This is a genomic window from Paenibacillus sp. FSL R5-0490 (genome assembly GCF_001956215.1).
GTDB lineage: Bacteria > Bacillota > Bacilli > Bacillales > Cytobacillaceae > Cytobacillus.
In genome coordinates this window covers 1-24,397 of record NZ_MRTQ01000031.1, presented here as the reverse complement: position 1 = coordinate 24,397, position 24,397 = coordinate 1, and the positions used below count along the sequence as shown (strand labels likewise).

Annotated in this window: 20 protein-coding genes, 8 tRNA genes and 1 pseudogene; 6 read left to right on the top strand and 23 right to left on the bottom strand. The window is 42.1% G+C overall.

All coding sequences use genetic code 11. The annotated features are described in order from the left end of the window. Nucleotide 1: 1 nt before the first annotated feature. Together BK139_RS20760 and BK139_RS20755 are read right to left on the bottom strand one after the other, a co-directional pair. The gene (locus BK139_RS20760; protein WP_076262577.1) at nt 2–982 is read right to left on the bottom strand and encodes a zinc-binding dehydrogenase; all 981 of its coding nucleotides are present in this window, start codon (nt 980–982) and stop codon (nt 2–4) included. Nucleotides 983–994: 12 nt separating this feature from the next. Beyond that, nucleotides 995–1,492 (bottom strand): lactoylglutathione lyase family protein, encoded by a 498-nt coding sequence (locus BK139_RS20755; protein ID WP_076262575.1) that lies wholly within the window; start codon nt 1,490–1,492, stop codon nt 995–997. A 204-nt stretch (nt 1,493–1,696) separates the two neighbouring features. On the opposite strand from BK139_RS20755, the gene BK139_RS20750 reads away from it, so the two are divergent. Next, nucleotides 1,697–2,386, top strand: a complete 690-nt coding sequence (locus tag BK139_RS20750) for a hypothetical protein (protein WP_076262573.1) — start codon at nt 1,697–1,699, stop codon at nt 2,384–2,386. 45 nt (nt 2,387–2,431) lie between these two features. Here BK139_RS20750 and BK139_RS20745 read toward each other — a convergent pair whose 3' ends face one another. Further along, on the bottom strand, nt 2,432–2,566 hold the full coding sequence (locus BK139_RS20745) for a BA3454 family stress response protein (RefSeq protein WP_076262571.1): 135 nt from the start codon (nt 2,564–2,566) through the stop codon (nt 2,432–2,434). A gap of 490 nt (nt 2,567–3,056) precedes the next feature. Between BK139_RS20745 and BK139_RS20740 the strand changes: the two genes are divergently transcribed. Then, nucleotides 3,057–5,594 carry a glycoside hydrolase family 31 protein gene (locus BK139_RS20740; RefSeq protein ID WP_076262569.1) on the top strand — a complete coding sequence of 846 codons (2,538 nt, stop codon included), beginning with the start codon at nt 3,057–3,059 and terminating at the stop codon, nt 5,592–5,594. Between the two features lie 63 nt (nt 5,595–5,657). Beyond that, nucleotides 5,658–7,436 carry a glycoside hydrolase family 66 protein gene (locus BK139_RS20735; protein WP_076262567.1) on the top strand — a complete coding sequence of 593 codons (1,779 nt, stop codon included), beginning with the start codon at nt 5,658–5,660 and terminating at the stop codon, nt 7,434–7,436. 30 nt (nt 7,437–7,466) lie between these two features. On the opposite strand, the gene BK139_RS20730 is transcribed toward BK139_RS20735, so the two are convergent. Next, nucleotides 7,467–8,030 carry a hypothetical protein gene (locus BK139_RS20730; RefSeq protein WP_076262565.1) on the bottom strand — a complete coding sequence of 188 codons (564 nt, stop codon included), beginning with the start codon at nt 8,028–8,030 and terminating at the stop codon, nt 7,467–7,469. Between the two features lie 178 nt (nt 8,031–8,208). Between BK139_RS20730 and BK139_RS20725 the strand changes: the two genes are divergently transcribed. Next, entirely contained in the window at nt 8,209–9,432 is a 1,224-nt protein-coding gene (locus BK139_RS20725; protein ID WP_076262563.1) for an MFS transporter, read from the top strand. Between the two features lie 53 nt (nt 9,433–9,485). Here the strand turns inward: BK139_RS20725 and BK139_RS20720 are convergent, their stop codons facing one another. Further along, on the bottom strand, nt 9,486–12,572 hold the full coding sequence (locus tag BK139_RS20720) for an efflux RND transporter permease subunit (protein ID WP_076262561.1): 3,087 nt from the start codon (nt 12,570–12,572) through the stop codon (nt 9,486–9,488). Nucleotides 12,573–12,666: 94 nt separating this feature from the next. Here BK139_RS20720 and BK139_RS20715 point away from each other — a divergent pair, with 94 nt between their 5' ends. Beyond that, nucleotides 12,667–13,503, top strand: coding sequence for a TetR/AcrR family transcriptional regulator (locus BK139_RS20715; RefSeq protein WP_076262558.1), 837 nt, complete (start codon nt 12,667–12,669; stop codon nt 13,501–13,503). Nucleotides 13,504–13,558: 55 nt separating this feature from the next. Here BK139_RS20715 and BK139_RS20710 read toward each other — a convergent pair. The 9 genes and pseudogenes from BK139_RS20710 to sigW all read right to left on the bottom strand — a co-directional run. After that, nucleotides 13,559–13,711, bottom strand: a pseudogene (locus BK139_RS20710) (O-methyltransferase); the annotation flags it as partial. Nucleotides 13,712–13,747: 36 nt separating this feature from the next. Then, nucleotides 13,748–14,179 (bottom strand): DUF4275 family protein, encoded by a 432-nt coding sequence (locus BK139_RS20705; protein ID WP_076262623.1) that lies wholly within the window; start codon nt 14,177–14,179, stop codon nt 13,748–13,750. A gap of 80 nt (nt 14,180–14,259) precedes the next feature. Further along, nucleotides 14,260–14,607: a short-chain dehydrogenase gene (locus BK139_RS20700; RefSeq protein ID WP_076262555.1), complete on the bottom strand. Its 348-nt coding sequence runs from the start codon at nt 14,605–14,607 to the stop codon at nt 14,260–14,262. 207 nt (nt 14,608–14,814) lie between these two features. Beyond that, entirely contained in the window at nt 14,815–16,617 is a 1,803-nt protein-coding gene (gene glmS / locus BK139_RS20695) for a glutamine--fructose-6-phosphate transaminase (isomerizing) (RefSeq protein ID WP_076262552.1), read from the bottom strand. A 482-nt stretch (nt 16,618–17,099) separates the two neighbouring features. Beyond that, a complete protein-coding gene (gene glmM / locus BK139_RS20690; RefSeq protein WP_076262550.1) occupies nt 17,100–18,449 on the bottom strand; it encodes a phosphoglucosamine mutase in 1,350 nt (449 codons plus the stop codon). Between the two features lie 34 nt (nt 18,450–18,483). Further along, complete coding sequence (locus BK139_RS20685; RefSeq protein WP_076262548.1) at nt 18,484–19,806, bottom strand: CdaR family protein; 1,323 nt, start codon at nt 19,804–19,806, stop codon at nt 18,484–18,486. Then, complete coding sequence (cdaA, locus tag BK139_RS20680) at nt 19,799–20,626, bottom strand: diadenylate cyclase CdaA (RefSeq protein ID WP_076262545.1); 828 nt, start codon at nt 20,624–20,626, stop codon at nt 19,799–19,801. Before cdaA ends, BK139_RS20685 begins: the two co-directional genes overlap by 8 nt. A gap of 186 nt (nt 20,627–20,812) precedes the next feature. After that, nucleotides 20,813–21,448: an anti-sigma factor family protein gene (locus BK139_RS20675; RefSeq protein WP_076262542.1), complete on the bottom strand. Its 636-nt coding sequence runs from the start codon at nt 21,446–21,448 to the stop codon at nt 20,813–20,815. Between the two features lie 17 nt (nt 21,449–21,465). Further along, entirely contained in the window at nt 21,466–22,029 is a 564-nt protein-coding gene (gene sigW / locus BK139_RS20670; protein WP_061794087.1) for an RNA polymerase sigma factor SigW, read from the bottom strand. 175 nt (nt 22,030–22,204) lie between these two features. On the opposite strand from sigW, the gene BK139_RS20665 reads away from it, so the two are divergent. Further along, complete coding sequence (locus BK139_RS20665; RefSeq protein ID WP_076262539.1) at nt 22,205–22,363, top strand: aspartyl-phosphate phosphatase Spo0E family protein; 159 nt, start codon at nt 22,205–22,207, stop codon at nt 22,361–22,363. Nucleotides 22,364–22,404: 41 nt separating this feature from the next. On the opposite strand, the gene rocF is transcribed toward BK139_RS20665, so the two are convergent. From rocF to BK139_RS20620, 9 genes are all read right to left on the bottom strand, one after another. After that, nucleotides 22,405–23,310 (bottom strand): arginase, encoded by a 906-nt coding sequence (gene rocF, locus BK139_RS20660; protein ID WP_076262537.1) that lies wholly within the window; start codon nt 23,308–23,310, stop codon nt 22,405–22,407. 180 nt (nt 23,311–23,490) lie between these two features. After that, nucleotides 23,491–23,566: transfer RNA gene (locus BK139_RS20655), tRNA-Ala, on the bottom strand. Nucleotides 23,567–23,569: 3 nt separating this feature from the next. Next, a tRNA-Gly gene (locus BK139_RS20650) sits at nt 23,570–23,644 on the bottom strand. 67 nt (nt 23,645–23,711) lie between these two features. Continuing rightward, nucleotides 23,712–23,784: transfer RNA gene (locus tag BK139_RS20645), tRNA-Lys, on the bottom strand. 151 nt (nt 23,785–23,935) lie between these two features. Further along, nucleotides 23,936–24,011: transfer RNA gene (locus BK139_RS20640), tRNA-Thr, on the bottom strand. 5 nt (nt 24,012–24,016) lie between these two features. Beyond that, a tRNA-Val gene (locus BK139_RS20635) sits at nt 24,017–24,092 on the bottom strand. A 4-nt stretch (nt 24,093–24,096) separates the two neighbouring features. Further along, nucleotides 24,097–24,171 (bottom strand) — tRNA-Glu (locus BK139_RS20630). A gap of 27 nt (nt 24,172–24,198) precedes the next feature. Then, nucleotides 24,199–24,271: transfer RNA gene (locus BK139_RS20625), tRNA-Thr, on the bottom strand. Between the two features lie 36 nt (nt 24,272–24,307). Then, nucleotides 24,308–24,382 (bottom strand) — tRNA-Asn (locus BK139_RS20620). Nucleotides 24,383–24,397: the final 15 nt, after the last annotated feature.

Below are 24,397 nucleotides of genomic sequence, written 5' to 3'. Positions count from 1 at the left end.
GTTAAATTAGCTTGGCCGCAATTTTCCCCTTAACAGCCCGCTCAGATAAGCGCTTCAGAGCAGAAGAAACTTCCTCGAGAGCAATTACTTCTTCAAGAAGCGGACTTATCTTCTTTTCTTGGATTAATTTCAGCATCTCATCCCCCATCACCGAGAGATCTGTCTGTTCAGCCAGGTTATTGGATTGATGAGCACTCCCAAGAGCAACCATATGAAAAGATAGTGGATGGGCAAAGGAAACGGCCTGTGAAAAATCAGGCTGTCCTGCTATAAAAGCCAGCTGGCCATTAAATGCTAAAGCTTTCAGTGACTTAGTGGCATTGTCTCTGCCTACCGTATCCAGGACGGAATGAACACCTTTTCCTTCCGTGATTTCCAGGGTTTTTTCAACAAAGTCATCCCTTTTATAATCTATAGGATAATCAGCTCCAAGGCTTTTCACATATTCATGATTATGGGAAGATGCCGTAGTAAGAACGGTTAAACCTGCAAGTTTGGCCAGCTGAACAGCAAATCCGCCTACACCGCCTGCACCTGCATGAATTAATATGGTTTGTCCTTTTTGAATGCGGAGCTTGCGAAAAAGCGATTGATAAGCTGTATACCCGGCACACGGCAAAGCTGCTGCCTCTTCAAAAGATATAGAGTCAGGAATGCGCGAGACGGTATGTGCGGTCGTTACTGCATATTCTGCAAAGTTTCCCTTTTTGGTTAAATCGCTATGGTAAACAACTCTGTCTCCAGGCTGCCATCCTTGTACGCCTTCGCCGACTTCTTCAATAATACCTGCCGCGTCCACTCCAAGAATATGAGGATATTGCCAATTTGGATTGCCGCCAGTCGCTGTTTTATAATCCACAGGGTTCAAACCAGCCGCATGTACTTTAACCAGAATTTCTCCTTTTTGAGGCTGTGGTTTTTCGGCTTCCCCGATTTTCATCTCTTCCCATAAGCCTTTTCCTTCTAATAATAAAGCTTTCACGTTACTCCTCCTTTAATAAGCACCCTGTGAATAGGTGAGCTCATAACTGTGTGAATAGATTTCCAGCAGGTTTCCAAACGGATCTTCACAGTACACCATTCGATACGGCTTTTCTCCAGGATAGTATTCCCGAATTGGCATTCTCTGTTTTCCGCCATGCTTCACAATTTTCTCAACAAGCCCTTCGACATCCGGGTCTTGCACACAAAAATGAAAAATGCCTGTCTTCCAGAACTCGAAGTTATTTTCAGGGTCCTCATTATTCGGAAATTCAAATAGTTCAATTCCCACTTTATCAGAGGTAGACAGGTGGGCAATTTTAAAGCTTCCCCAGCCTGGACCAAACACATCTGTGCACATCTGGCCGATGGGGCTGTTATCTTCAATTACCTCAGAAGGCTCCATGATGACATACCATCCGAGCACCTCCTGATAAAAATGAACAGCTTTAGTGATATCCGGCACGGAAAGTCCTATATGCGAAAACGAACGAGGATATGGATTCTTCATTTTTTCATCTCCTTATAAAGAATAGTAATTAGTATAGTATCCCTGCTTATGGTTTGTTAAGCAGGCACTTTTAAGTAACCGTTGATTACTCCCTATCCGCCTTTCATAAATTCCATATTTTTCAGGTTTGTCCCTCTTATTTTTCAAAGTTATACTTAAATGTAATGGAATGGAAAATATGAATTCTAGCGGGGGGATATGATAATGAGAAGAGTGTTGCCGGCACAAATTATTTCTCATAGTCAATTTGGTTATAGGAAGCTGCCATCAAGTGTTCGATGCGAGTGCCCAAAATGCAGCAAACCAAGCCTTTTTACGATTAAAGCAAATTATAATCATACAAGCAAATCCAGCATACTTTCCCATGGAAATTGTTCGGCCTGTAAAAAGGAATCCGTTTTTATCATGATACTCAATCAGGATGACCAATCAAGCGACGAGACGATTCTTTATATCTATGATCCTAATTCAGCGAAGGAGCTCCTGACTCAGCTGGAGAAAATAAAGGAAGTGCCGAATGACCTGACACGCGCCTACCGATCAGCTTTAAATGTCAGCTATTCCAAAGATACAATTGCAACAGCTGTTATGTCCAAGCGGGTCCTCGAGAGTATCCTGAAAAATTTTCTTGGTGAAGAGGTCAAAGGGCAAAACCTTTCCAAGCAATTTGAACTGCTGCCAAAACATGTTGATTTAGCAAGGCCCCTGCAGTCTTTAAGCCAGCTGGCACAGCCAGGCAGCGCCTTTTACGAGATGCTTGATCTTGAAAAGGATATTGATCTGGATATGGCCTCCCTATTGATGGAGCTTTTAGAGAGTTTAATAGAGTACTTATTTGTCCTGCCAAATAAAATTGAAATGCTGCAGCAAAAACTAAATCAAAAACTTCACTGATCCCATATTTAACCCCCTTATCTTCGCTGATTAAGGGGGGTCATCTTAATTATTCCACTGTTTTCTTACCTGTTCTTCAGCCTTCTTTAGAATTTCCTCTTCACGTGCTTCTTTATTTGTGATGATATTAGTCTGATACTTCATTCCTTCATAATCGATTGTGACGGTTATCTCTTTCATATTCCATAATCCTTTCTGGCTTTTTTACTATATTAATACCATCAAAAATGCATTTTAAAACTTCTTTGTCTCTGACACCCTAAAATATAGCACTTAAAATACTTTTAAATTTCTGAATATATTTTTTGTGTTACATTGTCATTACTTCAATCCCCTTTCGTGTTGTCTTATAATGTATTTCCGGCTTTTTAACCATTTTTAATAGGCGAATAGGTTCATGTGTCTTCACGTCATCAGCTTTATATTACAAACACTGATGACAAATACCCCCACAACTTTACAAGTCATTAAAATGAAGGACATTTGAATCATTTTGTCTGTTGCATAAAACGCTTTCTCATTCAGCAGTAATCGTTTCCATCCTTTTGTCATAGCAAGGGGCGGGTATTATCCCCCACCTTGATATTCCTGTATATACAAGTATTGACCTTTCTTTCATCAGAGAGCTAAAGTAAATATCGCTATAAAAATAAATGATTGAGGTGTCAATATGAGCAAAGCGTTACAATCGCTAAGAGTGCTATTTATTGCAGCCCTTGCAATGGTTATCGCACTTTCAGCAAGCCTGCCTTCTGCCTTGGCAGCTGTCACACAGCCGGAAGCAGATACTCCGCTTAATAAGGAGAATTTACAGAAACTATCTGTAAAAAATATCAAAAAATTGGATAATGGATTTCAATTTGATTTAGGTGAATTTAACGCCTATATCAGAATTTATTCTAAAGATCTTGTAAAAGTATCTATTCTAAAGGATGGACAGCAAGAAGAAGATTCTCCTGCCATTCAGAAAAAAGACTGGAAAACTCCCCGCTTCACTGCCCAGGATGGAAAAGAATTCACGATCTCAACTGAAGAATTAACCATCAAAATTAAAAAATCTCCTTTCGGAATTAAGTTTCTGGATAAGAAGGGAAATGTCATTAACGAAGATTACTTAGAAAATGGAGCTTCTGCCGGTTATGAAGATGGCAAGCCCTACGTCTTTAAGAAAACTCAAAAAGGCGAAAACTTCTACGGATTTGGCGAGCAAGCTGGATTAAATCTGAACCAGCGCGGAGAAAGCATCGGAATGTGGAATACAGATGCTTACGCCTATACGAAAGATACGAAATATCTTTACACGGCCATTCCTTTCTTTATGGGATTAAAAGATAAAAAAGCATACGGTATTCTTTTTGATAATACATACCGTTCTTACTATGAAATGGCCAGTGAATCGGATGATTACTACTATTTTTATGCAAACGGCGGGCCTCTAACTTATTACTTTATGTATGGGCCTGAAATTTCAAACGTATTGGATGTTTATACAGAATTAACGGGTAAAATGGACCTTCCCGCAAAGTGGACTTTAGGTCTTCATCAAAGTAAATGGGGCTATACAGCAGATGAGATTGTTGATGTAGCATCCACATACCGCGAAAAAAACATCCCGCTCGATACGATGCATTTTGATATTGATTATATGCAGGAGTATCGTGTCTTTACTTGGGATCAGAAGTACAAGGATGCCCTTCAGAAGCTGAAAGCAATGAAAGGATTCCATGCAATTGCAATTAACGACCCTGCAGTCAAACAGGATGAAAACTACCGAATCTATCAAGAAGGTACACAGAATGATTACTGGGGCAAGAATGCCGATGGCACAAACTTTATCGGGCCGGTATGGCCTGGTGATTCCGCATTCCCTGATTTCTCAAAAGAGGAAGTGCGTAATTGGTGGGCAAAAAACCATAACGTTCTTTTTGATGCAGGAATTGACGGCATCTGGAATGATATGAACGAGCCGGCTGTATTTGTAGATGGCGGCGAATATAACCACACAATGCCGCTGGATACTTATTTCGGCTTTGAAAATGATAAACTTCTTCACACAGAGTATCACAACCTATATGGCCATGACGAAGCAGAAGCTACGTATAATGCCTGGGATATGTATAAGCCGAATGAACGTCCATTCGTCCTGACTCGCGATATGTATGCGGGCTCACAGCGTTATGCAGCTCTATGGACTGGTGATAATGTAAGTAACTGGGAACATCTGCAAATGTCTCTTCCAATGAATATGAATATTGGTTTATCCGGTGTTTCTTTTGTCGGAAATGATATCGGCGGATTTGCTTCACGCCCTGACAGTGAGCTATATACCCGCTGGATCCAAGTTGGAGCCTTTCTTCCATTCTCCCGCATCCATTATGATTCAGATGCGAAAGCAGAAGTTAAGCAAGGACAGGAACCATGGGCATTCGGAACTGAAGTGGAGGGCATTGCCAAGAAATATATCGAAATGCGCTATCAGTTAATGCCTTACCTGTATAATGCATTCAAAGATTCTTCCGAAACAGGAAAACCTGTACAGCAGCCATTGGTTTATCAATACCAGCAAGATGAAAACACATACGATATCAGCGACCAATTTATGTTTGGTGATTCCCTGATGCTTGCTCCTGTTGTCACAAAAGGACAAACAAGCCGTCAAGTATACCTTCCGGCAGGTGAAACATGGGTAGACTTCTGGACAAAGGAAGAATTCAAGGGCGGCCAGACCATTACCGTAAATGCACCGCTTGAGCAATTACCGATATTTGTTAAAAAGGATTCTATGATCCCAACACGGGAAGTTCAGCAATATACTGGTGAAAAAGAATTAACAAACCTTGTACTGGACACTTATCTGGATCAAGAAGCAACATACAGCTTTTATGAAGATGATGGCAAATCATTGGACCACCGTGATGGTGAATTTAATGTAACAGACTTTAACATCGTGAAAAAACGAAACAAAATTGAATTCTCTCAAACGATGAGCTCCAATCAATTTGATTCAGCTATTGCACAGTATACTCTTAAGCTTAATAATGAAAAGGCGCCAAAGAAAGTTCATGCTGCCGGCAATAAATACAAGTCAGCAAAATCTCTTGATGAGATGACAAAAACGAAGCGTTCTTTCTTCTATGAAGAAAAAACCAAAACACTCTATGTCAATATTCCTGCAGAGGAAAACAAGAAGGTTCAAGTTAAATTTTAATATCTTTACATGGGGCTAATCAGATTCTGATTAGTCCCTTCCTTATTAATGGAGGTGAACTTGATGTCAAAGATTAAATGGGCTGTGCTGCTGATATTGATTATGCTGACAGCAGCCTCCGTCTTTATATACCTGGAGAGTGCTGACACCGATAAGACCCGTACCAGCATAAACACCGCACCCGGGAATCTTTTCAGCAGCCTCCATACCGACCAGACACGGTACAATCCAGGAGATGAGGTACGCTTCACTCTAAAAATTCAACAATCAAATGGAAAACTAAAGGTCTCTTATTTCCACTTAGATGAAAAGATCGGAGAAGAGGAGATTTCTGCAGCGAAAACAGGCGAGCTATCATGGAGCTGGCAGCCGCCTGATGAGGACTATAAAGGCTATCTGGCAGAAGTTGAAATGGTAAAAGAAGACTATAAACAATCTGAAACGATAGCTGTAGATGTTTCCAGTGACTGGAGCAAGTTTCCCCGCTATGGATTTCTTTCCGATTTTGGCGAGATCCCGATCGAAGAAATGGAAGACGTCATTTCGCGGTTAAATCGATATCATATAAACGGATTGCAGTTTTACGATTGGCACTATGAGCATCAGGAGCCGCTAAAAATGGAAAATGGCTCTCCTGCCGGTCATTGGCAGGACGTCGCTAACCGTGAAGTCTCGTTTAATACCATTAAGCAATATATTGATCTGGCACACCAAAAAAATATGAAAGCGATGAGCTATAATTTGCTTTACGGTTCTTTTGAAAATAGAGGACTTCCGCAGGAATGGCTATTGTTCAAAGATCCCAATCAAACACTAATCGATGCCCATCCCCTTCCAGATGATTGGAAAAGCAATATCATGATAATGAATCCCACAAATCCATGGTGGCAGGATTATATCATCGAGAAGCATCACAATGTATACGAGCATCTTCCTTTTGATGGCTGGCACATTGACCAGCTGGGAAACCGCGGGGAGGTGTACAATGAATGGGGAGATCCTATTTCCATTTCAGACAGCTTTCAGCCTTTTTTGGAAAAAATAAAACAGCAGCTTCCGGAAAAGACGGCTGTCGTGAATGCTGTCAATCAGTATGGCCAGTCATCAATTGCAAGTGCTTCCCCAGCCTTTCTTTATACAGAAGTCTGGGATGAATATAAATACTATGCCGATTTAAAGAAAATACTGGATGAAAATGCTTCGCTCTCAAGCCGCTTTCAAAGCTCAGTGCTGGCCGCTTATATGAATTATGACCATTCCAATCAAACAGGAGAATTTAACGAAGCGGGAATATTGCTCACAAACTCAGTTATTTTTGCTAATGGAGGAGCTCATCTTGAGCTCGGCGAGCATATGCTCTCCAAAGAATATTTCCCTCATAATCAATTGAGTCTATCGGGTAAATTAAAGAGAAAATTAATCCGATATTATGACTTTCTTACAGCCTATGAGAATCTGTTAAGAGATCATGTCAGTTCTTCAAGCATTGACATAACCTCACTTGATGAAATGCCTTTATCGAAAGACGAACCAAAACAAGGGCAGGTTTGGGTGCTGGCAAAACAGGCCGAGAACAGAAAAGTTGTTCATTTTATTAATTTTCTTGAGGCAACATCAATGGAATGGCGGGATACAAATGCCAGTCAGCCCCTTCCCTCCAAAAGGTCCAGCCTCCGCTTTCAAATAAAAAATGAAAGGAATATTGTGAAACTCTGGTTTACCACACCGGACTATCCATCAATAAAACCAATCAGCATTCCATTTAAGAGGGCAGGAGATACCATTACATTTACCCTTCCTTCCCTAACCTACTGGGATATGCTAGTCATAGAATATAAATAGAAAATAAGCTGGCTGTGCTAAAATGCCAGCTTATTTCTCTTTTGCATACTGTTTTACTAATACTGCAAGCCTCTCTTTCATTTCCTCTTCCGTTACAACCAGACTGTGGCTGAACATTTTTGTTTTAAGGATAAGTTCGTAGCCTTCATTTACTTCCGGAGAAAATCCATAGTATTTATGATTTAAATCTATTTTTTTGAACTGGAAGGACTTCAGGTTTTTCCATGGAACAAACCTGCTTCCGCTTATAAAGCCGTCATCATAGACAGCAAAGACATTCAGGAGATCTTTGGCATTGATTAAAGGGATGAACAGAAGATAGAGATAGGTCCAGCTGAAATTCATAGTATATTTACCGACTATAAACATAGCGATTAGAAATGCCAGCATGACAGCATACATAGTGAGCCCCAGCTTGTTTTTGGAGATAACAGGGCTATCCGAAGTTTTTTGGGGGAATTTCCTTACTGCACTCAGGTCTTTCTTATCTGAAGGAATAAGGGCAGTTTTCTTCATTTTGGTTATAAGGATAATGTAGTGATAGCTGAAATAGATAACAATGAACAGAAATATGACCTCGAATAGCAGTTTCATCGCACCCGCCTCCTTAATCATCTTTACGATTCTAAATAGGAAAAGTTTCATCACTGAAAAAATATGATTGTGCAAACAAACTAATTTGAATATAATCTAATTAGATATATATCTAATCGTTAACTTCCGCCGACAAATTAGATAACTATCGAATCACTTTCCACTGAGGTGCATTAACATGACAAATTGGACTGTATGGAAACAGGAGAAAAATTATCAAAAGCTCTTTTGGGCTGGTGTCATTAATGGAATTGGAAATCGATTTACACAGGTTGCACTGCTTGCGCTACTCTACCATGTAACCGGCTCTGGAGTCGCAATCGGCCTTTTATTCGCCATTCGCATGGCACCCTTTTTCTTCATTGCTCCAATAGGGGGCATGCTCGCAGACCGCTTTTCCAAGAAAGCCATTCTGGTGACAGTGGACCTGCTGAGAGTGCCGGCCGTCCTCTGCCTTCTTTTCGTAAGGGAACCCGGGGATCTATGGATTGTTTACACAAGTGCACTCCTGATCTCAATGGGCGAAGCCATCTATTCACCGGCAAGAATGTCTGCGATACCTGCCCTTGTAAAATCAGATAGGCTTATATATGTAAATGCGATTGAACAAATTATGATCGGTTCCGTCCTCATTATTGGATCAAGCACCGGCGGGATCCTCGCCTACTTTCTTGGGAACCATGCTGCTTTTATGATTAACGGCCTTACCTTTCTGTTATCAGCGTATCTGATCTCCAGAATGGTTTTCCCGTCAGTTTCCGAGGAACATAGGAGGAAACCGGGGACATCGGCAGCCATTTCACCAGGGAAACTGATTCTTGGCTCTTCCGCACTGATTGCCTTTTTTATTATGATGCTGACCATGCCGCTCGCCAATGGCATAGACAATATTCTTGTCAGTATATACGGGCTGGAAGTTTTTGATATGGGTGAGTTGGGTGTGGGATTTATGTATGGCGCACTGGGAATTGGCCTTATTCTAAGCTCCTTTTTTTCTCATATGATGAAGCGCGGCCTCCTTGCACTTGCGATCATCTTTATCGCATTAGAAGGCGCCGGCCATGTTTTACTGAGTCTCGCGCCAAGCTTTTACGCAGCCCTTTTCACTGTCGTGCTGATCACCTTTGCGGGCGGAATCGGCAACATCTGCCTGGATACCGTGATGATGAAATTCATACCCCGATCCAGGCAGGGAACCTTTTTCGGTTTAATGGAGATGATCTCCAACCTTTCCCTGGCTGTCTCCATGGGTACAGCAGGATTTCTGCTTGAGATATTTGCTCCAAGGACCCTTAGCCTGATCATTGGCCTGGCATATCTTATTTTTGCTGTTATGTATGTACTTTTATTTGCAAGAGTCGATCTTGTAAAAGAAAAGAGGGAGTTTATCAGGGGGATTTAGCTGAATAAAGAGAAAAGCCCTGCAGGCATTCATCTATCCTGCAGGGCTTTCTATTAGTTTTCTTCGATTTCTCTGCGGTTTTTCTTAAACATTTTCGATAATACTTCATACACAATCGGCACAATGATCAGAGTCAATAGTGTCGAGCTTGCCAGACCGCCGATAACGGTAACCGCAAGGCCTTTGGAGATAAGCCCTCCACCGCCGCCGGAGCCGATGGCCAGTGGAATTAAGGCGCCAATTGTCGCAATGGCTGTCATCAGGATAGGGCGAAGGCGGGTTGCTCCCGCTTCCAGTACGGCTTCCCTCATGACCAGGCCGTCACGTTCCATATGGATGATCCGGTCCACCAGAACGATGGCATTGGTTACGACGATACCAATTAGCATGAGCATTCCCATCATGACCGATACAGAAATGGTTTCACCGGCAATTAATAAGCCAACAAACGAACCAATCACGGCAAATGGAAGGGAGAAGAGAATCGCAAATGGCGCCACTCCTTCACGGAATGTGACAACCAGAATAAAGTACACAATCGCGATCGCAGCAAGCATCGCAGCGCCCAGCTGTGTGAATGTCTCATTCATATCCGCCTGAACGCCGGCTACACCAACTGTTACACCTTTCGGCAGATCCAATTTATCAATCGCGTCATCTGCTGCAGAAGTAGCCTTTGAGATGTCATCGCCTTTCACACTGCCTGATACGGTTGCGTAGTACTCACCTTTACTGCGGGCAAGCGTGTTATGTGTCGTGCCCTCTTCCACTGTGACCAGCTCGGAAAGAGGCATCGTTGTACCCATTGCTGTCGGTACTTGAGTCTTCAGAATATCATCAATGGATTTCGGCTGTTCCGCCTTCTCCTGCTGGACGATGACTTCAAGGGTTTCACCATCTTTTTCAATCGTTGTCAGAACATCCTTGGTGTTTGAAGGATTCAGCATCATGACAATTTGCCCCGCTGTCAGACCGTACTGCAGCAGTTCATCCTGCTCCACATTGAAGGTATACTCAACAAAGGCATCTTCTGCACTTGAAGAAACATCCTCCAATTCTTTATTTTCCTTCAGCACATCTTCGACCATTTTGACAGCATCATTCAGCTTATCTAAATCTTCACTGTAGAATGTGTAGCTGACGTCATTGGTTGAACCGGACATAGAGGTGAAGCTCTGGCTTTTCCACTCACCAGATTGTCCGATATTAAACACATAATCTTCTATTTCTTCACGGACTTCAGGGAAATTATCCATTTCAGGGTCAAAGATCAGGTACATTAAGGCACCGCCTGCACCTCCGCCCATCATGGCAGTCATTTGGTCCGCTTCCTCGGTTACAGATATTTGAACAATGTCAATATCATCACGTTTAAGCATTTTTTCTTCTACTGCTTCAACGTTCTTTAATGTTTCTTCTTTCAATTCTCCAGCTTCAGGTGTGTACGTTAAGTACATCACTTTTTCTTCTTCGCTGCCCATAAAGCTGAATCCGATCAAAGGTGTCAGCGCTAAGCTTCCCGCCAGCAGGACAACGGCAATGATGGAAGTAATAATCTTATGATTAAGAGTCTTCTCAAGTATGCCTTTATACCATTTTGACAGCTTTCCAGCCTCTTTATGGCTTCCTTCCGTTTTTTCACTATATAATTTCTTTTTGAACAAGAAATGAGATAGTGCCGGAACAATGGTAATCGCTACAAGAAGTGAAGCACCAAGCGCGAAAGTCATGGTCAAAGCGAATGGCGTAAACAGCTCGCCGACCATTCCCCCGACAAAAATGAGCGGTGCGAATACAGCAACGGTTACCAATGTCGAGGAGAGGATTGGCTTGAACATTTCAATCGTAGCTTCTCGAATAAGTGCGCGCCCTGTCAGTTTTTCTTCCTTCAGATGAAGGCGGCGGTAAATATTTTCAACGACTACAATTGAGTCATCAATAACACGGCCAATGGCAACCGTAACGGCTCCCAACGTCATTATGTTCAGCGTAATATCCATCCAGTGAAGCAATAGCAGCGCCATAAAAATCGAAACTGGAATCGATACGATCGAGATGATCGTTGATTTAAAATCACGCAGGAACAGCAAAATAATCAAGACTGCAATCAGCCCGCCGAACACGGCCTTTTCAATCATAGTTGAAACGGAATCTTCAATCGGCTTACCTTGGTCAAGTGAAAGATCTATGACAAGGCCATCAATCTTTTCCTTTTCTTCCTTGATTAATTCTTTGACATTGTTGACTACTTCAACAGTGTTAGCCTGCTGTTCTTTGACGATTTGAATGGCAATGGCATCATCACCATTTGTACGTGATACAGATTGCACTCTGCCGACCGTATCAATCTCGGCAATGTCACTAAGCTTCACAAAAGGTGACTGGTTTTGTGCGGTTGGTGTTACCGGGATGAGCATGTTCTTTAATTCATCCTCGGTCATGAACTTGCCGTCCACTGCGACAGCCTGCTCACCTTCTTCAAATTCGTAAAGTCCCAATGATACAGCCATGTTGCTTGCCTGAATCATTTCCTTTACTTTATCTTCGGTGAGCTCAAGCTCAGCCAATTTTTCTTCGTTGTATGTGAGCTGCACTTCTTCCACATGCTGGCCCGTGATGGTCGCTGATGCTACACCATCAATTTTTTCAAGTTTTGGCAGTATGATATCTTCTACTGTTGAAGTTAACTCCACAATATCCTCTGATTTGCTGCTTACACTCAGCGCAGCAACCGGCATCATGTTCATGCTGATGGCCGTAATGGTCGGTTCCTGTGCTCCTTCCGGCAGCTCCACTGCATCCAGAGCCGATTGAAGAGCACGTTTGGCTTCGTCCATATCAATACCATATTCATATTCCACTTGGATATTCGACATGTTAGAATATGAATTTGAGTAAACAGATTTAACATCTTCAAGGCCTTCGACGGCTTTTTCGATTGGGATGGACACATCATCCATCACTTTTTCAGGAGTTGCCCCCGGATATACGTCCATTACCATTAAGTAAGGAATTGAGACATCCGGAATAGTCTCCATATTCATCCGTGTACCTGAATAAATGCCAGATACCGTGATAATAATTGTTAACAGCCAGACTGCAAGTTTATTCTGCAGGACAAAATTCACTAACCCTTTCACTTGTGCACCTACCCTAAATTGACTTATTAGACTCAATTACATATAATAATGACCAGGTGGTCATTTGTCAATCAAAAAGGAGTGACATTCTTACATGAGCAAGAAGCAATTAATTATGGAAAGCGCTTTAGAACTCTTTGCCAAGCAAGGGTTTGAAGCTACCTCTGTTCAGCAGATCACCGTTCACTCCGGTATTTCCAAAGGAGCTTTCTACTTATCATTCAAATCAAAAGATGAATTAATCATGGCTTTGATCGATCAGTTTATGGATCAGTTTGTCTCAGATATTGACCGAATAGTCAAAGATCCGAATAATACAGGCGGAGAGCTTTTAAGGAAGTTTTATTACACCACTTTCCACTCCTTTCAAAAGCATTCTGACTTCGCCAAGATTTTTATTAAGGAACAAGCGCATACGTTTAATGAAGAGCTGCTATCAAAGGGGCGCCACTTTGACCAATTAATTGATGATATCACCCTATCAATGCTGGACCAGCTATATGGTGAGACTGTCCAGCATACAAAATATGATTTAATTTATTGCATCAAAGGCTTCATGCATGTGTACTCTCATTTATTTTTATTTTTCAATATACCTTTGGATTTGGACCTTCTGTGCCGGTCACTCGTTGAAAAAACGGACCTGCTGGCAAAGCACTCAGAAATCCCGTTTATAACAGACGAGCTCTATGACACGTTCAGGAAGGCCGGACATGAAGAGATGACAGACGGTCAAATGATTGAAATCATGGCGCAGAAAATAGAGGAACTAGAAGATTCGATTGAAAAGGAATCCCTCATCCTATTAAAGAAGGATGTACAGGACCGCAGCTTGAGTCCAGCTATTGTACAAGGGCTGATTGCAAATATCCAAAACTGCCCTCAAAGCAGATGGATTGCTTATTTGCTTTTAAATTACTACGATTTATAGACAATAAAAGGCAGAATGCTTCATCGAGCATTCTGCTTTTGTGTTTTGTAAGCCTTTATTTAATTACTTTTGAGATTGTCAGTCCATCACCAATAGGAATAAGCACCGATTCCAATTGAGGATGGTCAGCAACTGTTTTATTAAATTTTTTCATGAATTCAGTATGACGTCCAGGTTCAGCACTCCCGTCTGCTACACTGCCTCTTGCCTCCTCCTCCTCTTCTTAAAATGTAAAGATTAAAGGTCACTTCCGGCTAAAATATGGACCGCACCAGCCTGTTTCATGGGTTACTATATAAGTCCAATTAAACTTTTTATCTACTACGTAAATATCCTCTTCATCTGCAAAGTCCCTGGCTGTTAAAAGTGAAGTATTTTCAAGGATAAGAGCATCATCCGAATGCTGATAAAAAACGTAACAAGACATCTTCACTTCTTTATTAAACGCTATATCAGCCTGTTCCTCCTTTAAGCATTCCCTTCTCTCATAACTAAATAAGTGCCATAAGTAGCCACAAAAGCCATCTTCATCGTCATAAAAATAAATGGACTTCTTTTCTTTATCACTGAGATGGTTAGCAAAACTTTCTTCCCATTGCTTTCTCAGGTATGCTCCCCATTTAGTTATTTCTTTTACTTTTACTTTTTTACTTCTCAGAGAATCTGCAAATTCCATTGTATAATCCAATCTAACACCCACTTGTAATAATGATAATTTCTATAATTATTGATTAAAAAAGCCTAATACACTTAATATTAAACACCAAAATGAATCATGCACTGCTCTTCCTCTATTGCTTGTATGATTTTTGAAGCAAGTTCCTTAAGCTCATCAGATTTCTTAAAATACTCTGCTGACGTGACAATATCATAAAATAATGATAACGACTCAGGTGGAATAAGGGTAATCCCGTAATAGGCTAAACCGAATTCTGAACGACTAAATGAATGATAATAGGTCTTCATGGCAGATAAATAGTTATCAAGACTTTTTATACTATCATCATTAACAGAAACACAATTGTATTTGTGTGGTTCATATTGAATGTAGTCTTTCTGCTTATCTAAATCATCAAGTATCCCAAATTCATGTACACAAGGCATATTATTCTCCCTTCATAATAAAACATATTGTTCAACTAATCTTTCTACTGTCGTTTAATGGGTTGTTCCCTAATTTACTTCTTTATTCTCCTGTTTTTTGTCAGAATCCTGCTTCCCCGCTTTGGACAAAAAAAAACGAGGAAAACTGGAGGCAATCCTCCAATTTCCACTCGTTTTAGGGAACATCTTATTTGATGAAATATCCCCTTACTCCACAGTAACCGACTTAGCCAGGTTACGCGGCTTATCTACGTCACACTCGCGGTGCAGGGCAGCAAAGTAAGAGATTAATTGTAATGGTATTACAGAGATAAGAGGTGTTAATAGCTCGTTCACTTCCGGAATGATAAAGCTGTCTTCTTCTGTTTCCAGCCCTTTCATGGAAATGATGCAAGGGTTTGCTCCGCGGGCAACAACCTCTTTGACGTTGCCGCGAATGCTTAGGTTAACACTTTCTTGAGTTGCCAGGGCAATGATTGGCGTACCGTTCTCGATTAGAGCAATAGTTCCGTGCTTTAATTCTCCGCCTGCAAAGCCTTCAGCTTGAATATATGAGATTTCTTTCAGTTTAAGTGCACCTTCAAGGCCAACATAGAAGTCGATTCCACGGCCAATGAAGAACGCATTGCGAGTAGTGGAAAGGAATTTGCGTGCAATGTCTTCGAACTCTTCCTTCGCATCACAAAGAACTTCCATGGCATTCGCAACGATGCCGAGCTCCTGTACAAGGTTGAAGTCCAGCTCCAATCCGCGGCTCTTCGCAGTTACTTCTGCAAGAATAGATAATACAGCAATCTGGGCTGTATATGCCTTTGTAGAAGCAACGGCAATTTCAGGACCTGCATGAAGCAATAATGTGTAATCCGCTTCACGGGATAGAGTTGAACCTGGAACGTTTGTAATGGTTAACGCCTTATGGCCCATTTCCTTAATATTCACAAGCACGGCACGGCTGTCTGCTGTTTCACCGCTCTGAGAGATAAAGATAAATAACGGCTTCTCTGAAAGCAATGGCATATTGTAGCCAAACTCACTTGAAATGTGAACTTCAACTGGAATTTTTGCGATTTTTTCAATAAACTGCTTTCCAACAAGTCCTGCATGATAAGAAGTACCTGCAGCAATGATATAAATGCGGTCCGCATCGTTCATCGCGTCAACGATTTCCTGATCAATCGTCAGCTCGTCTTGATCATTTTGATACTTCTGGATGATTTTGCGCATCACTAAAGGCTGCTCATCGATCTCTTTCAGCATGTAGTGAGGGTATGTTCCCTTTTCAATGTCGCTTGCATCCAATTCAGCTGTATATGGATCACGGCTGATAGCCTCACCATTCAGTGTCTGAATTTGAACAGCATCTTTTGTGACAATAACGATTTCTTTGTCCATCAGTTCAACATACTGATCTGTAACCTGCAGCATCGCCATTGCATCAGAAGCGACTACATTGAAAGTTTCGCCTAATCCAACCAGAAGCGGGCTCTTGTTTTTCGCTACAAAAATCGTTTCATTGTTTTCTGCATCCAAAAGAGCAATTGCATAAGAGCCTTTTAAAAGTGTCAGCGTTTTACGGAACGCTTCTTCAGTGCTTAATCCCTCGCTCACGAATAAGTCAATCAGCTGAACGATGATTTCTGTATCTGTATCACTTTGAAGAGCTACTCCCTGCAAATATTCGCGCTTTAAGATGTCATAGTTCTCAATTACGCCATTATGAACAAGCGTAAAACGGCCGGAATTGCTTTGATGAGGGTGAGCATTGACTGTGCTTGGCACACCGTGAGTTGCCCAGCGGGTGTGTCCAATTCCCGTGTTTGCCATTACATCTTCATCAACAATACTGCGAAGGTCCGCAATACGGCCTTTTTCCTTGAAAACCTGAACTCCGTTATCGTTCATAACTGCGATTCCTGCTGAATCATAGCCTCTATATTCAAGCTTTTCCAAGCCTTTTAATAAAATTTCCTTTGAATCTAAGTTTCCGATATATCCAACGATTCCACACATACTTCTTTTCCTCCTAATAATGAAGGGGCAAGAAGCCTTTTCGGGGCAGTCCTGCCCCTTATCTCTGTTTTTTTTATATACGCTGCTCTGAGGGGCATAACAGCCTCTTAGAAGAGCGCTTCTTAAATTTAGCATTCCCTTCTCTTTGTCCATTCAGTTGCCTGAATGTTTTAAAGAAGAAATCATCGGTTGTGCTTTCAACCGGGAGGCATCCGCCGAACATTCGATAAACCTCCTCCTCGTCAACTAATCCATACGTCCAGGATCAGTTCAGGCGCTTTAAATTACTATTCTCTCTCACTATCCACCTTTCTCTTCTTGAATAAGGATGTCCTGTATTCTTAAATACAAAAACAGGATTATCATACATCAAAGTCAGACTTCCGTCAACAAATAGGGATATAGAAAAGATGGAAGCTGCCATATATAAAAATATGCATAAGGGAGCTCAGGAGTTCCCTTATGCATATGAATTGTGCTTTTTACTCTTTTAATCCCATTTCACTCTCAACAACAGCAGCAATGCGCTCTACATATGAAGCACATAGTTCACCTGTTGGCGCTTCTGCCATGACACGGACCAGCGGCTCTGTTCCGGAAGGACGGACAAGAATGCGGCCGTTTCCGTTCATTTCTTCTTCAACCTGTGCAATGACTGCTTTCACTTTTTCATTGTCTGTCACATGATGCTTGTCTGTTACACGGATATTCACAAGCTTCTGCGGGAATTTCTTCATTTCGTTTGCAAGCTCAGATAATGGCTTTTTAGTTACCTTCATAATGTTCACAAGCTGAAGCCCAGTCAAAAGTCCATCTCCTGTAGTGATGTAGTCAAGGAAAATAATATGTCCTGACTGTTCTCCGCCAAGGTTATAGCCATTCTTCTTCATTTCTTCCACAACATAGCGGTCACCTACAGCTGTCTGCACACTTTCGACCCCGTTGGCTTCCAGTCCTTTATAGAAACCAAGATTGCTCATGACAGTAGAAACGACTGTGTTCTGCTTAAGTCTTCCCTGTTCTTTCATGTATTTTCCGCAAATATACATGATTTGGTCTCCATCCACAATATCGCCATTTTCATCAATAGCGATCAAACGGTCTCCGTCTCCGTCAAAAGCCAAACCAACATCTGCTTCTCTTTCCTTTACAAAGGCAGATAGTGCCTCAGGATGAGTAGATCCGACTCCTGCATTGATATTTAAGCCATTAGGAGATGCGCCCATCATGGATAGATCTGCATCAAGGTCAGCAAATAAGTGCGTTGCAAGCGGCGAAGTAGCTCCATGCGCGCAATCAAGCGCAATGTGAATGCCGGAGAAATCTTCATCAACTGTCTGCTTTAAGTATTGAAGATATTTCTGTCCGCCTTCAAAGTAATCATTTACCTGCCCCAGGCTTCCTCCGACTGGTCTTGGAAGCTGATCTTCTGCCATATCCATTAATTCCTCAATTTCCGCTTCCTGATCATCGGAAAGCTTAAACCCATCCGGGCCAAAGAACTTGATTCCGTTATCTTCAACCGGATTATGAGAAGCAGAAATCATGACTCCAGCCTCTGCCCCCAATGCTTTTGTTAAATACGCAACACCAGGCGTTGAAATGACTCCAAGGCGCATAACTTCTGCTCCAATTGATAATAGCCCTGCTACAAGTGCGCCTTCCAGCATATGGCCTGATATACGGGTATCCCGGCCGATTAATACTTTCGGACGATCATGGTCTTTCGTTAATACATAACCTCCAAAACGGCCCAGCTTAAAGGCCAGCTCCGGTGTCAATTCACTATTTGCAACTCCGCGTACTCCATCTGTACCGAAATATTTACCCATTTTATAATCGCTCCTTCTAACTTTAAAAACTATACTAAGCTTCTTCTTTTTTTGTTATCGTTATGGTCGCTTTACCTGCATCAGGCTTTATATCCACACCTGAAGGGCCGTCTACATTGATTGGCACCTCATGGTCACCTTCTCCAAGGTCTGCCAGGCTCAAATACAGATTAAAATCGTCCGCTTTGAGATCCTGAACTCTGCTGCTTTTCCCGGTAACCGTAATACTTGTCCTTCCGGAAGCAGGAGTTTTAAGGGCCGCTTCATATTCTTCTGATAAGCCGGCTAAGTTAATGGCAAGGCTGGAAAAGGTCTTGGTTACCTCCTGATCCTGTGCCTGTGCCTGTGTTTCTTCGGCAGGCTCCTCTGTGTTTTCCTCTTCTTCTTTTCCTGCATTTTCCTCAGTGCTGACGTCAATGGACGCCTTCACTGTTTTAGGATCTACTGCTGAAATGCCATCCGGAATAATAACCGGCAGGGTTAGCACAGTATCTTTCTCAATCTTGCTGACATCTACCTCTACCCTGACACTTTCAGTTTCATTCAAAATATCTTCCCGGCCCGTTATAGAAGCCTCATTAACATCAAGTTTAATCGAATTAATGGTTACCCCATCTTGCGTTTCCCCGTTCCGGACGATCGTAACCGGCACCGTCTTGCTTAACTGCTTAACCGGAACTGTTACCCGAATGGCCTGAGGCTCCACAATGACATCAAGCTTATTCATCTCACGGTCCAATACCCTGACTGTTGCATCATCAGCGATTGTCTCGGTTATAGGACCCTTGACATCAAGAGTTGCTTTAACAAAACTGATCCGCTCGATTACTTCTTTGGCTCCCGTGATTTTAACCGTCTTTGGTTCTGCAGATGCCGCTTCAGCCGTATAGCCCTCACCAAGAAGGCTGTTATTAAATTCTGCATCCACTTTAAATTCCTGGGTGACTTTTTCGTGGACGGTCACATCTGCATATTGAGGATTAATGGTCACATCCAGTTTATCTGAGATATCACGAATCTTAATTTCTACTCTTTGCGAGCCAATTTCTGCATCTGTCAAATCTACATATACTTCAAAGTTCTGCTGTTTTTTCGCTGACTCAAGGTGACTTTTTGGGCCCTCCAAACTCAAATCAACTGTATCCGGTGTACCGGTTACGACCAGGTTTTCCGTATCATAATAGCTTTTCACCGGGACATCTTCAATAATGGCTGAATCCTGCTGGCCCGGAACATTTATTTCCTTTAATTCCTTATCTGCATCATACACAGAGTCAAAAAGAAAAAGGGCAAGAATCAAGGCAACAATCTTCATAAACCAGCGGGTGTCTACCATTTTATCAATTAACTTATCCATTCTTTTTCCCCCTCCAGTTCCAAAGACCTGAAGAAGTCTGCTTTATTTTCTGCTGAACAAGCAATTCACTTGAAAGCATATCTTTAAATGCCTCAGCCTTTAAGTCACGGTGCAGCTCCCCGTTTTTGGTTAAGGAAACACTTCCTGTTTCCTCAGAAACGATAATGGTAATGCTGTCAGTTACTTCACTTATGCCTAAAGCAGCCCTATGTCTGGTGCCCAGTTCTTTTGAAATGAAAGGACTTTCTGACAAAGGCAAATAACAGGCTGCTGCCGCCACACAATTCTTTTGAATAATAACGGCCCCATCATGCAGCGGTGTATTCGGTATAAATATATTAATCAGGAGCTCAGATGAAATTCTGGAATCCAGCCCAATACCGGTTTCAATATAATCGTTCAGCCCTGTTTCCCGCTCAACTGAAATTAGCGCACCAATGCGCCGTTTAGCCATATAATCTACAGCCTTCGCAATAGACTCGACCAGTTTCTCCTGATTTTCCTCCTCCTGATTAGCAGTCCTTGAGAAGAACCTTCCTCTTCCCAATTGCTCCAGTGCTCTTCGCAGCTCTGGCTGGAAAATGATTATGATGGCCAGAAATCCCCATAAAAGCACTTGCTCCATCATCCATCCTAATGTTTGCAGATGGAACTTGTCGCTTGCTACTTTAACCAGGATAATGACAAAAATCCCCTTCAGCAATTGGACAGCCTTTGTTCCTTTAACAATCATTATGAGTTTATAGATGACGTACCAGACAAGGAGAATGTCTATTGTATTAGCCAACAATTTCAAAATAGAGAAATCCGCAAACGACATTATCCTTCCTCCAAATATATATTTCAAAAGCAAAAATGCCTAATGTTCCTTTATGTAACTTTCATATTATATCATATTCATCGCTAATTCCAATTTTGAAACAGCATATGCCATCTGGAAAATTCAGCATTGTCATTTGCATACTAAGAATCCCTGCTTTATAGCAGGGATTCTCTATATTATTGACTACTTTTCTTTGTCTGTCTCTCCGGTTTCAAAGACATTTACAGCATCCTTAGCTGCCGTTTTGATGTGATACCACAGCCATTCGAATATGGCATCAACCTCTTCGATTTCTCCAGTAACCTTGCCGGCCGAAGCCATATACTGCTGGCCATTGATGACCGTAACATTCCCCTCGATCTCGCCCTGAATTTCCAAGTCGCCGTTCTTAACCACTACATCACCTTTTACCACTTCACCTTCAGGTACAATCACCTTATCGTTTTGCACCACAAGGTTCGGCTGCTTAGAAACGGATAATTGGTGATCCTGATCCCAGGAAGAGGCGAGGCTTCCCATCATCAGAACAAGAAAGAGTGACGCCGCCGTTAAAAGCGGATGATGCCTGAACCAGCGCTGAACCCCGACTTTCCGTTTTTCTTTTGGCAATTTCGCCATAACATTTGCCGTGAAATTTTCAGGTGCCTGTATATGTGAAGTGCTTTGGACTAAAGCGATCGTTTTCTTTAATTCATGGAAATGAGTTTGACACTCCACGCAGGTTTGCAGATGTGCCCTTAATTCCTTCTCATGTTCGGCTGAGATCTCTTCATCTAGGTACTCGTGCATATAAACAACCATTTCTGCTGGACATTTCAAAGTTCTCACCCTCTTTATTAAACATATCTTAATTGATTTCTAAGAGCTTCCCGGCCCCGGTGAATCCGGGTCTTTACGGTTCCCAATGGAAGATCGAGTGTTTCACTGATCTCGTTCAGCGATAATTCTTCAATATATTTTAAAACAATAACCGAACGATATTTCTCAGGAAGCTTCGAGATTTCTCTTTGGATTGTTTCCTGCAGTTCCAAGCTTTCTACATCATCCTCCGGCAGCCTCGCATCTGAAGCGATTTGAGAATACATGTTCAGTCCATCCGTTCCGGCGACCTCTGCATCCAGATAATAATCAGGTTTCTTTTTTCTGATTCTGTCTATACAAAGGTTAGTGGCAATCCGATAGAGCCATGTGGAAAATTTCAAGTCAATATTAAAGCTGGCAATATTTACATAAGCTCTTAAGAAGGCCTCTTGAGCGATATCCTCCGCCTCATGCCTGTTTCCCAGCATTCTGTAGCAAATCTGAAAAACTTTATCTTTGTATATTTCAACAACTTCAGCATAAGCATCCTGGTCGCCTTTTAATACTTGCTTTATCCTCTTCTTTACGATTGTCTCCATTTTTTTACCTCCGCTCCAGTGCGGCTAATCGATAATACGAATCGATAGCGGAAAAGGTTTCGTTTTAATTAAAAAAACATTCAATTTCTATATTAGCAAATTTTTACTTATTCTGGTTTAATTTTTTTCTTTTAGGGTATAAAAGTACTAAATTTATTGAAAAGGGTTGGTTACGGTGTGTGTTAAGGAATTATTGAGAGATATTGAGGACTGCCGGACAAGAATGATTCAATTAGCAGCTTCCGGATCTTTTACAGATCACATGGTAGTTGATGTCAGCATTAAACTCGATGAACTTCTAAATAAATATTATACACTTACAGCAAAAAAATGAGCAGAACTTGTCTATGTTCTGCTCATTTTTATTTTCCTTTATTATAGAAGCTTCTCGCCAAATAGTGAACCCATAAGCGCAACTGCTACAGTAGCTGTTTTGTTCTTGTCATCCAAAATAGGATTAACCTCTACAAATTCAGCCGATGTAATGATTTGTGCTTCTGCAAGCATCTCCATGGCCAAGTGGCTTTCACGGTAGCTGATGCCGCCAATAACCGGAGTTCCAACACCTGGTGCATCATGCGGATCCAGCCCATCTAAATCAAGAGACAGATGAACACCATCTGCATTTCTCTCTTTTAAATATGTAATAGACTCTTCCATAACCTTTGTCATTCCAAGTCGGTCAATTTCATGCATGGTGTACACTTTAATGCCCTTTTCCTTAATAAGCTCCCGTTCTCCTTCATCCAATGACCTTGCCCCAATAATAACAATATTCTCGGGCTTAACCTTTGGACCATATCCCCCAACATTGGTTAAAAGCGGATGGCCCATACCCAGGCTTACAGCAAGCGGCATGCCATGAATGTTTCCTGAAGGTGACGTCTCAGCAGTATTTAAATCCCCATGGGCATCATACCAGATTACCCCAAGATTCGTATAGTGCTTTGATACCCCTGCCAATGTTCCAATCGCGATGCTATGGTCGCCTCCGAGCACTAATGGAAAAGAACCGTCTTTTATGGCGTGATCAACTTTTTCTGCAAGCATTTCTGTTTTTTCAGCAATAAGGTGTAAGTTTCGAAGATTTGAATTTGGATCGATTTGAACCTCCGGACGGCCGATAGCAATATCGCCTTGATCATGGATTTCTTCAAATAAACATTTTAAACGTTCATTCACTCCGGCATACCGAATCGCACTTGGCCCCATATCCACACCGCGTCTCATCTGGCCAAGATCCATCGGCATCCCAATTATCGATAATTTCTGTCTATTCATAATACAAGTCCTCCCTTTCCCTTCATATATACATTTTAACCGCTTTCAAACACATGACTCAACTCGACAAAATTGTGTATATATATACGGCTGCCTGGGGTGAAGGTCCTATTTTTCCGATATTTATAAAAAAAAAATCCTTAAACCACACGGATTTAAGGATTGGTATATTATGTATGCTGGTGGAGCCTAGCGGGATCGAACCGCTGACCTCCTGCGTGCAAAGCAGGCGCTCTCCCAGCTGAGCTAAGGCCCCATTTGGAGCGGAAGACGGGATTCGAACCCGCGACCCCCACCTTGGCAAGGTGATGTTCTACCACTGAACTACTTCCGCAGCATATTTGTATTTACAAGTAAGACCTTCAGGATTCGATTCCCAAGGTCTCCGTTTTTCTATAAAGTGAGCCATGAAGGACTCGAACCTTCGACCCTCTGATTAAAAGTCAGATGCTCTACCGACTGAGCTAATGGCTCATGATGAGTGATGTTTCCTAAAGCCTGATTCTGCTGAGTCAGATGTTCCAAAACACTGCGTGTTTTGTCACAGATTGCTATTCGGGTGAAGTAACTCACTGATGCTGCAATCTGCTCTACCGACTGAGCTAATGGCTCGTTCTCAAACAAATGGTGCCGGCGAGAGGACTTGAACCCCCAACCTACTGATTACAAGTCAGTTGCTCTACCAATTGAGCTACACCGGCAAATATGGTGGAGGATGACGGGATCGAACCGCCGACCCTCTGCTTGTAAGGCAGATGCTCTCCCAGCTGAGCTAATCCTCCATTATGGTGACCCCTACGGGATTCGAACCCGTGTTACCGCCGTGAAAGGGCGGTGTCTTAACCGCTTGACCAAGGGGCCTAGTATTCTAGTTGTCTACATTAAGAGAGCTTCCAACCGGGCTCGAACCGGTGACCTCTTCCTTACCATGGAAGTGCTCTACCTGCTGAGCTATGGAAGCAGCAGCTCATAATTCCCATAAGGGGCTTTATGAAAATGGCTCCGCAGGCAGGATTCGAACCTGCGACCGTTCGGTTAACAGCCGAATGCTCTACCACTGAGCTACTGCGGAAAAGTGGTATTATAA

Coding starts and splice junctions, on each gene's coding strand:
- BK139_RS20730 (WP_076262565.1), bottom strand. CDS start 8,030: ATGAAACTGCTATTCGAGGTCATATTTCTGTTCATTGTTATCTATTTC.
- BK139_RS20755 (WP_076262575.1), bottom strand. CDS start 1,492: ATGAAGAATCCATATCCTCGTTCGTTTTCGCATATAGGACTTTCCGTG.
- BK139_RS20745 (WP_076262571.1), bottom strand. CDS start 2,566: ATGAAAGAGATAACCGTCACAATCGATTATGAAGGAATGAAGTATCAG.
- BK139_RS20705 (WP_076262623.1), bottom strand. CDS start 14,179: ATGGAATTTGCAGATTCTCTGAGAAGTAAAAAAGTAAAAGTAAAAGAA.
- cdaA (WP_076262545.1), bottom strand. CDS start 20,626: ATGTCGTTTGCGGATTTCTCTATTTTGAAATTGTTGGCTAATACAATA.
- BK139_RS20750 (WP_076262573.1), top strand. CDS start 1,697: ATGAGAAGAGTGTTGCCGGCACAAATTATTTCTCATAGTCAATTTGGT.
- BK139_RS20715 (WP_076262558.1), top strand. CDS start 12,667: ATGAGCAAGAAGCAATTAATTATGGAAAGCGCTTTAGAACTCTTTGCC.
- BK139_RS20725 (WP_076262563.1), top strand. CDS start 8,209: ATGACAAATTGGACTGTATGGAAACAGGAGAAAAATTATCAAAAGCTC.
- glmM (WP_076262550.1), bottom strand. CDS start 18,449: ATGGGTAAATATTTCGGTACAGATGGAGTACGCGGAGTTGCAAATAGT.
- glmS (WP_076262552.1), bottom strand. CDS start 16,617: ATGTGTGGAATCGTTGGATATATCGGAAACTTAGATTCAAAGGAAATT.
- BK139_RS20700 (WP_076262555.1), bottom strand. CDS start 14,607: ATGCCTTGTGTACATGAATTTGGGATACTTGATGATTTAGATAAGCAG.
- rocF (WP_076262537.1), bottom strand. CDS start 23,310: ATGAATAGACAGAAATTATCGATAATTGGGATGCCGATGGATCTTGGC.
- BK139_RS20740 (WP_076262569.1), top strand. CDS start 3,057: ATGAGCAAAGCGTTACAATCGCTAAGAGTGCTATTTATTGCAGCCCTT.
- BK139_RS20685 (WP_076262548.1), bottom strand. CDS start 19,806: ATGGATAAGTTAATTGATAAAATGGTAGACACCCGCTGGTTTATGAAG.
- sigW (WP_061794087.1), bottom strand. CDS start 22,029: ATGGAGACAATCGTAAAGAAGAGGATAAAGCAAGTATTAAAAGGCGAC.
- BK139_RS20735 (WP_076262567.1), top strand. CDS start 5,658: ATGTCAAAGATTAAATGGGCTGTGCTGCTGATATTGATTATGCTGACA.